Source organism: Kitasatospora sp. NPDC059803 (assembly GCF_042732255.1).
In the GTDB taxonomy this organism is placed as follows: domain Bacteria; phylum Actinomycetota; class Actinomycetes; order Streptomycetales; family Streptomycetaceae; genus Kitasatospora.
The window spans coordinates 1-6,528 of sequence record NZ_JBHWIJ010000196.1 but is presented as its reverse complement, the minus strand read 5'-3'; the positions used below and the strand labels follow the sequence as shown (position 1 = coordinate 6,528).

The 6,528-nt window shown below is 70.3% G+C and carries 5 protein-coding genes; all 5 read left to right on the top strand.

Annotated features, from left to right (window positions below; genetic code table 11):
• The first annotated feature begins 56 nt into the window (after positions 1-56).
• The 5 genes from ACFV6I_RS26715 to ACFV6I_RS26695 all read left to right on the top strand — a co-directional run bounded on the left by ACFV6I_RS26715 (position 57) and on the right by ACFV6I_RS26695 (position 6,503).
• A complete protein-coding gene (locus tag ACFV6I_RS26715) occupies positions 57-341 on the top strand; it encodes a hypothetical protein (RefSeq protein ID WP_380428079.1) in 285 nt (94 codons plus the stop codon).
• Positions 342-558: 217 nt separating this feature from the next.
• Positions 559-1,827, top strand: coding sequence for an extracellular solute-binding protein (locus ACFV6I_RS26710; RefSeq protein ID WP_380428077.1), 1,269 nt, complete (start codon positions 559-561; stop codon positions 1,825-1,827).
• 43 nt (positions 1,828-1,870) lie between these two features.
• Positions 1,871-2,800, top strand: coding sequence for a carbohydrate ABC transporter permease (locus tag ACFV6I_RS26705; protein WP_380428075.1), 930 nt, complete (start codon positions 1,871-1,873; stop codon positions 2,798-2,800).
• 44 nt (positions 2,801-2,844) lie between these two features.
• Complete coding sequence (locus ACFV6I_RS26700; protein ID WP_380342063.1) at positions 2,845-3,693, top strand: carbohydrate ABC transporter permease; 849 nt, start codon at positions 2,845-2,847, stop codon at positions 3,691-3,693.
• A 149-nt stretch (positions 3,694-3,842) separates the two neighbouring features.
• Positions 3,843-6,503 carry a TIM-barrel domain-containing protein gene (locus ACFV6I_RS26695; protein WP_380428073.1) on the top strand — a complete coding sequence of 887 codons (2,661 nt, stop codon included), beginning with the start codon at positions 3,843-3,845 and terminating at the stop codon, positions 6,501-6,503.
• Positions 6,504-6,528 lie beyond the last annotated feature (25 nt).

Sequence of the window (6,528 nt, the reverse complement as noted above, 5' to 3'; positions counted from 1 at the left end):
CGCGCGGCCCGCCCCCCCGCTGGTCTTAGGGGGGGGGGGGGCGCCCCCCCCCCCGGATGCTCGCCCAGTACCACCTGGACCTCGCGTTCATCGGGGTGGACGGCCTGACGGCGCAGGAGGGCTGCACCACGCACGACGAGATGGAGGCCCAGACCGACCGCGCGTTCCTGCACGCCAGCGCGCGCTCGGTGGTCCTGGCGGACAGCACCAAGATCGGCCGGGTGACCTTCGCCAAGATCTGCCCGCTCGCCGAGGTGCACGACCTCGTCACCGACGACGAGGCCACCGCCGCGCAGGAGAAGGCGATCGCCGCCTGCGGGGTCCGGGTCGCACGCGTCTGACCTGTTCACGCGGGGTGCCCGGCCGGGGAGAACCGGCCGGGCTCTCTGCTGCACCGCCAGTTGTCATGCAACGGTCCGATAACGACATCCGGGCGACACCTCGACCCCGCCGGTCCGCCTCGTGAATACTGCCCGACGCCACGCTCTTTCGAATCTGCTCAGAACCAGCGCTCTTCAAGCAATTAGGATCAAGCGGCGTACGAAGGCGGTAACTGCGGTGAACACACGTGTACGTGCCCTCTGGGCGGTCTGTGCCGTCGGCGCGCTCGCCCTCACGGCGTGCGGCGGCAGCAGTGGCGGGTCCTCCCCGAACGGCGCCGTGACGCTCAAACTCGTCGCCGCCGACTACGGCGAGAAGGAGTCCAACAGCTCCAAGGCCTACTGGAACGGCGTCGCCACCGCGTTCACCGCGGCCAACCCCGGCATCAAGGTCGACGTCCAGGTGATGAACTGGAACGACATCGACAAGCAGGTCAAGACGATGATCCAGAGCGGCAACGTCCCCGACGTCCTGCAGACCGGGGGCTACGCCGACAAGGTCGCCGACGACCTCCTCTACAAGGCCGAGGACGTCCTGTCCGCCGACACCCGGGCCGACCTGATCCCGAGCTTCGCCGACGCCGGCCGGGTCGACGGCGTGCAGTACGGCATCCCGTTCGTCTCCTCCGCCCGCGCCCTCTTCTACAACAAGGCCGTCTTCCAGCAGGCCGGCATCACCCAGCCGCCCACCACCTGGGACGAGGTGCGCAAGGACGCCGAACTGATCAAGGCCAAGGCGCCCGGGGTCACCCCCTACGCGCTGCCGCTCGGCCCGGAGGAGGCCCAGGGCGAGAGCATGATCTGGGAGCTCGGCAACGGCGGCGGCCCCACCGCCAAGGACGGCACGTACGCCATCGACAGCCAGGCCAACGTCGACACCTTCCGCTGGCTCAAGGCCAACCTCGTCGACACCGGCCTGACCTACGCCAACCCGGCCACCACCGACCGCAAGACCGCCTTCGCCGACTTCGCCGCGGGCAAGGCCGCCATGGCCAACGGCCACCCCTCGCTGATCCAGATGTCCAAGGACGGCAAGGTCGACTACGGCGTCGCGCCCGTCCCCGGCAGGACGGGCCCGCTCGCCTCCACCCTCGGCGTCGCGGACTGGACGATGGCCTTCAAGAAGAACGGCCACCGCGACCAGATCAGGAAGTTCCTCGACTTCGCGTACTCCAAGGACAACACGCTCGCCTTCGACGAGACCTACAACCTGATGCCGGTCACCCAGGGCACCCTGCGCGAGATGACCGCCAGCGGCAAGCACAAGGACCTCGAACCGTTCTTCGCCCTCCTGCCGAACGCCGCCTTCTACCCGCTCGGCAACACCACCTGGGACGCGGTCTCGGCCGAGCTCAAGAAGAGCATCGGCACCGCCGTCGCCGGCGACCCGGCCAAGGTGCTCGGCGACCTGCAGAAGAAGGCCCGGGACGCCGTCGCGAACAAGTAGGGCACGCCCGCCCTGGCCCGCGCCCCGTCCGAAAGGCACCGCCGTGTCCCTCGACTCCCCCACCCCCCAGGCCTCCGGGCCCGGCCGGCCCGCCCGGACGGGCTCCGGCCCCGGCCGGCTCGGACCGCTGCCGTGGATCGCCCCGGCCGTCCTGCTGATCCTGGCCGTCGTCCTGTGGCCCGTCTACGAGATGGCCCGCACCTCGTTCCTGCGCATCAGCACCAGCGGATTCGTCCGCGGCTCCGCCGGGCTGGACAAGTACCGCAAGCTCTTCGGCGAGGCCGACCTCGGCCGGGTGCTGCTCTCGACGGTGGTCTGGACGGTGGCCGTCGTCGGCCTGACGATGGCGCTCTCGCTCGGCCTGGCCCAGCTGTTCAACCAGCGCTTCCCCGGGCGCAGGTTCGCCCGCTGGGCCCTGATCGCCCCCTGGGCGGCGTCCGTCCTGATGACCGCCATCGGCTTCCGGTGGATGCTCGACCGGACGGCCGGCGTGCTCAACACCGCGCTGACCGACCTCGGCCTGGTCGACGGCCCCCGGGACTGGCTCGGCGACCCGTCGACCGCCTGGCCCTGGATGGTCCTCGTCGCCGTCTTCGTCTCGCTGCCGTTCACCACCTACACCCTGCTCGCCGGCCTGCAGACCGTCCCCGGCGAGCTGTACGAGGCGGCCCGGGTGGACGGCGCCTCCCCGTGGCAGGCCTACCGGAGGATCACCCTGCCGCTGCTGCGCCCGGCCTTCCTGGTCGGCCTCGTGATCAACCTGATCAACGTCTTCAACTCCTTCCCCGTCATCTGGGGCATGACCCAGGGCGGCCCCGGCAGCGCCACGGCCACCAGCACGGTGTTCATGTACCAGCTGAAGAACACCGACATCGGCGAGTCCGCGGCCATGTCGGTGGTCAACTTCGCCCTGGTGGTGCTGATGGTGCTCGTCTTCCTCAAGGTCGGCCGCTGGAACGGGGAGGAGCGTTGACGGCCCGCCCGCCCACACGCCGGCCACGCCCGCCCGCGCGCCGGATCCGGCCGCAGACCGAGCCGCGGATCCGGGCTCGGATACGGCCGCGCACCCTGGTCATGGCGGCGGCCGCCTGGCTGCTGGCGGCGGTCTTCCTGCTCCCGTACCTGGAGATGGCCGTCACCGCGCTGCGCCCCGCCGACGAGCTGCGCGACGCGGGCTACCTGCCGCGCCACCCCGCCTGGTCCAACTTCGTCGACGTCTGGCGCGAGTCGACGCTCGGCGCCAACCTCAAGGTCACCCTGCTGGTCGCCGGCGGCTCCACCGTGCTGGCGCTGCTGGTCGCGCTGCCCGCCGCGTACTGCACCGCGCGGTTCAGGTACCGGGGCCGCAAGCTCTTCCTGCTGCTCGTCCTGGTCACCCAGATGTTCCAGCCGACCTCGCTGCTGGTGGGCCTCTACCGCGAGTTCTACCAGCTGGACATGCTCAACTCGGTCTGGACGCTGATCCTCTGCAACGCCGCCTTCAACCTGGCCTTCGCCGTCTGGATCCTCACCGCCTACATCGGCTCGATCCCGGTCGAGTTGGAGGAGGCCGCGCTGCTCGACGGCCTCGGCCGGCTCGGGGCGCTGCGCCGGGTGGTGCTGCCGCTGGCCATGCCCGGCGTGGTCACCGCGGTGATCTTCACCTTCATCTCCGCCTGGAACGAGTTCGTGATGGGCCTGACCCTGTCGACGGCCCCGGAGAGCCAGCCGCTGACCGTCGGTATCAACGGCTTCATCGGCAACTACACCGTGGAGTGGAACTACCTGTTCGCCGGATCGGTGGTCGCGATCGTGCCGGTCGTGGTGCTGTTCGCCGTCATCGAGCGCCACGTCGTCTCCGGGCTGACCGCCGGATCGGTGAAGTAGCCCCGGCCGCCGTCCGGGGTGTCGAGAACGGCGGCTCCACCATTGACATGGACCGGCCATAACTGTGAATGTTGCTTGTATTCCCCCATGTTCAAGCAGCTTCGCGCAGTAAGTGAACATCTCTTGCTCATCCGACGGGAGAACACACCGTGCGCTTGGTACGACCTCGCCTCCGCCGGGCCGCCCTCACCGTGGCCCTCACCAGCATCGCCGCCATCGCCGGGCCCGCCCTGCCGGCCCGCGCCGCCACCCCCGGCTCCGCCGTCCTCGACGGCAGCCACCAGAGCACCACCTGGCAGAGCCCCACGTACGCCAAGGGCACCCTCGGCGGCGCCACCTCCTGCCCGTCCGCCACCCAGGACCCGGACGGCACCGTCTGCGGCCGCTTCGACCTGACCGTCGACGCGCCCGCCGGCTACTGGGACGACAACCCCGAGGGCGGCGTCCCGCTCTCGATCCAGTGGCAGAACCCCACCGACGACTTCGACCTCTACATCTACGACGCCAACGGCAAGGAGGTCGCCGAGAGCGCGGGCACCGCCAACCCCGAGGCGACCGTCATCCCGAAGGCCTCGGGCACCTACCACGTCCTGGTCGTCCCCTACGACGTGCACGGCGGCTCCTTCACCGGCCGCGCCTACCTGCCGCAGACCGCCGACGCGGGAAACCTCACCTCCTTCTCCGGCGGCCAGGGCAGCTACGACATCGCCGCCGGCACCCTCAAGGCCAAGGTCGACTTCCTCGCCGACGACCAGCTGCGGCTGCGCGCCGCCCCGGACGGCGTGCTCACCGACCCGGCCGGCAGCACCATCATCCGCAAGCAGCCCGAACTCCAGCGCAGCACCTCGTCGTTCGACGCCGGCGACTACTACGGCATCCGCTCCAAGGACCAGGTGCTGCGGGTCTACAAGCACCCCCTGAGGTTCGGCCTGTACAAGGCCGACAACCGCACCGCCGTCTGGCAGGAGGACGCCCCGCTGCGCTGGTCCACCAGCGGGCTGCGGCAGAGCCTGGTCCGCGGCGCCGACGAGCAGTTCTTCGGCGGCGGCGAACAGAACGGCTCCTTCTCCCACCGGGACAAGACCGTCCACGTCGCCAACAGCACCAACTGGAACGAGGGCGGCTACAACAACTCGCAGCCGTTCTACATCTCCACCGCCGGCTACGGCGTCTTCCGCAACACCCTCGCACCGGGCATCTACGACTTCGGCTCGCCCGTGCACACCGGCCAGCAGGAACGACGCCTGGACGCCTACTACTTCACCGGCGACGTCAAGTCGGTGATCGGCAAGTACACCGCCCTGGTCGGCAAGCCCTTCATGCCGCCCGTCTACGGCCTGGAACCCGGCTCCGCCGACTGCTACCTGCACAACGCCAACCGCGGCGAGCGCCACACCACGGATTCGCTCAAGGTCGCCGACGGCTACGCACAGAACCAGATGCCGCTCGGCTGGATGCTCGTCAACGACGGTTACGGCTGCGGCTACGAGAACCTCGCCCAGACCGGCGAGGGCCTGCGCAAGGACCACGCCCAGCTCGGGCTCTGGACCCAGAACGGCCTGCCCGACCAGGCCGCCGAGGTCAAGGCCGGCGTCCGGGTGCGCAAGCTCGACGTCGCCTGGGTCGGCAACGGCTACGACTTCGCGCTGAACGCCTGCGACCAGGCCAAGGCCGGCATCGAGGACGGCAGCGACGCCCGCGGCTTCGTCTGGCTGCCCGTCTCCTGGGCCGGCGCCCAGCGCTGCGGCGTCCTGTGGAGCGGCGACCAGAGCCTGTCCTGGGACTACATCCGCTGGCAGATCCCCACCTACGCCGGCGCCACCATGTCCGGCATCGCCTACAACACCGGCGACGTCGGCTCCATCTACCGCCGCGACCCGAAGATGTACACCCGCGACCTCCAGTGGAAGTCCTTCCTCCCGGCCATCATGACCATGGACGGCTGGGCCAAGGACATGGCCGGCAAGGAGCAGCGCGACCAGCAGCCCTGGCTGGACGGCGAGCCCTACACCTCGATCAACCGCAAGTACCTCCAGCTGAAGGAGCGGCTGCTGCCGTACATGTACACGCTGTCGGCGGAGGCCACCAAGACGGGCGTCGGCGCGGTGCGCCCGCTCGCCCTGGAGTACCCGGACGACCCGGCGGCCCTCGGCCCGAACGCCAAGTACGAGTTCCTGGCTGGGCCGGACTTCCTCGTCGCGCCGGTCTACTCCGACACCTCGGTGCGCGACGGCATCTACCTGCCCAAGGGCACCTGGACCGACTACTGGACCGGGCGCACCTACCAGGGCCCCACCACGATCAACGGGTACTCCGCGCCGCTCGACACCCTGCCGCTGTTCGTCAAGGGCGGCTCGATCGTGCCGATGTGGCCCGAGGGCACGCTGTCCTGGGAGAACCGGGACCGCACCCGGCTCGACTACGACCTCTACCCGCAGGGCGACTCCTCGTACACCCTGTACGAGGACGACGGCGTCACCCGCGGCTTCGCCGCCGGCGCCTCGGCCACCCAGCGGGTGGACGTCCGCGCCCACGGGCCGGTCACCGTCGTCAAGGTCGGTGCCAGCGTGGGGAGTTACACCGGCAAGCCGGCCGAGCGGGGGTACCGCTTCACCGTGCACGGCAAGCCCGCCCCGCGCCTGGTCGTCACGCAGGGCGGACCGCTGCCCCGGCTGGACTCGGCGGCGGCGCTCGACTCGGCCGCCTCGGGCTGGTACTACGACGCCGCGACCGGGGTCACGCAGGTCAAAACGCCTGCCGTCTCCACCGACCACGGCTTCTCCGTCGAACTGATCCACGGCGGCCGCTGACCGGCCGGATGCCGCAGGGCCCCCT

Coding starts and splice junctions, on each gene's coding strand:
- ACFV6I_RS26715 (WP_380428079.1), top strand. CDS start 57: ATGCTCGCCCAGTACCACCTGGACCTCGCGTTCATCGGGGTGGACGGC.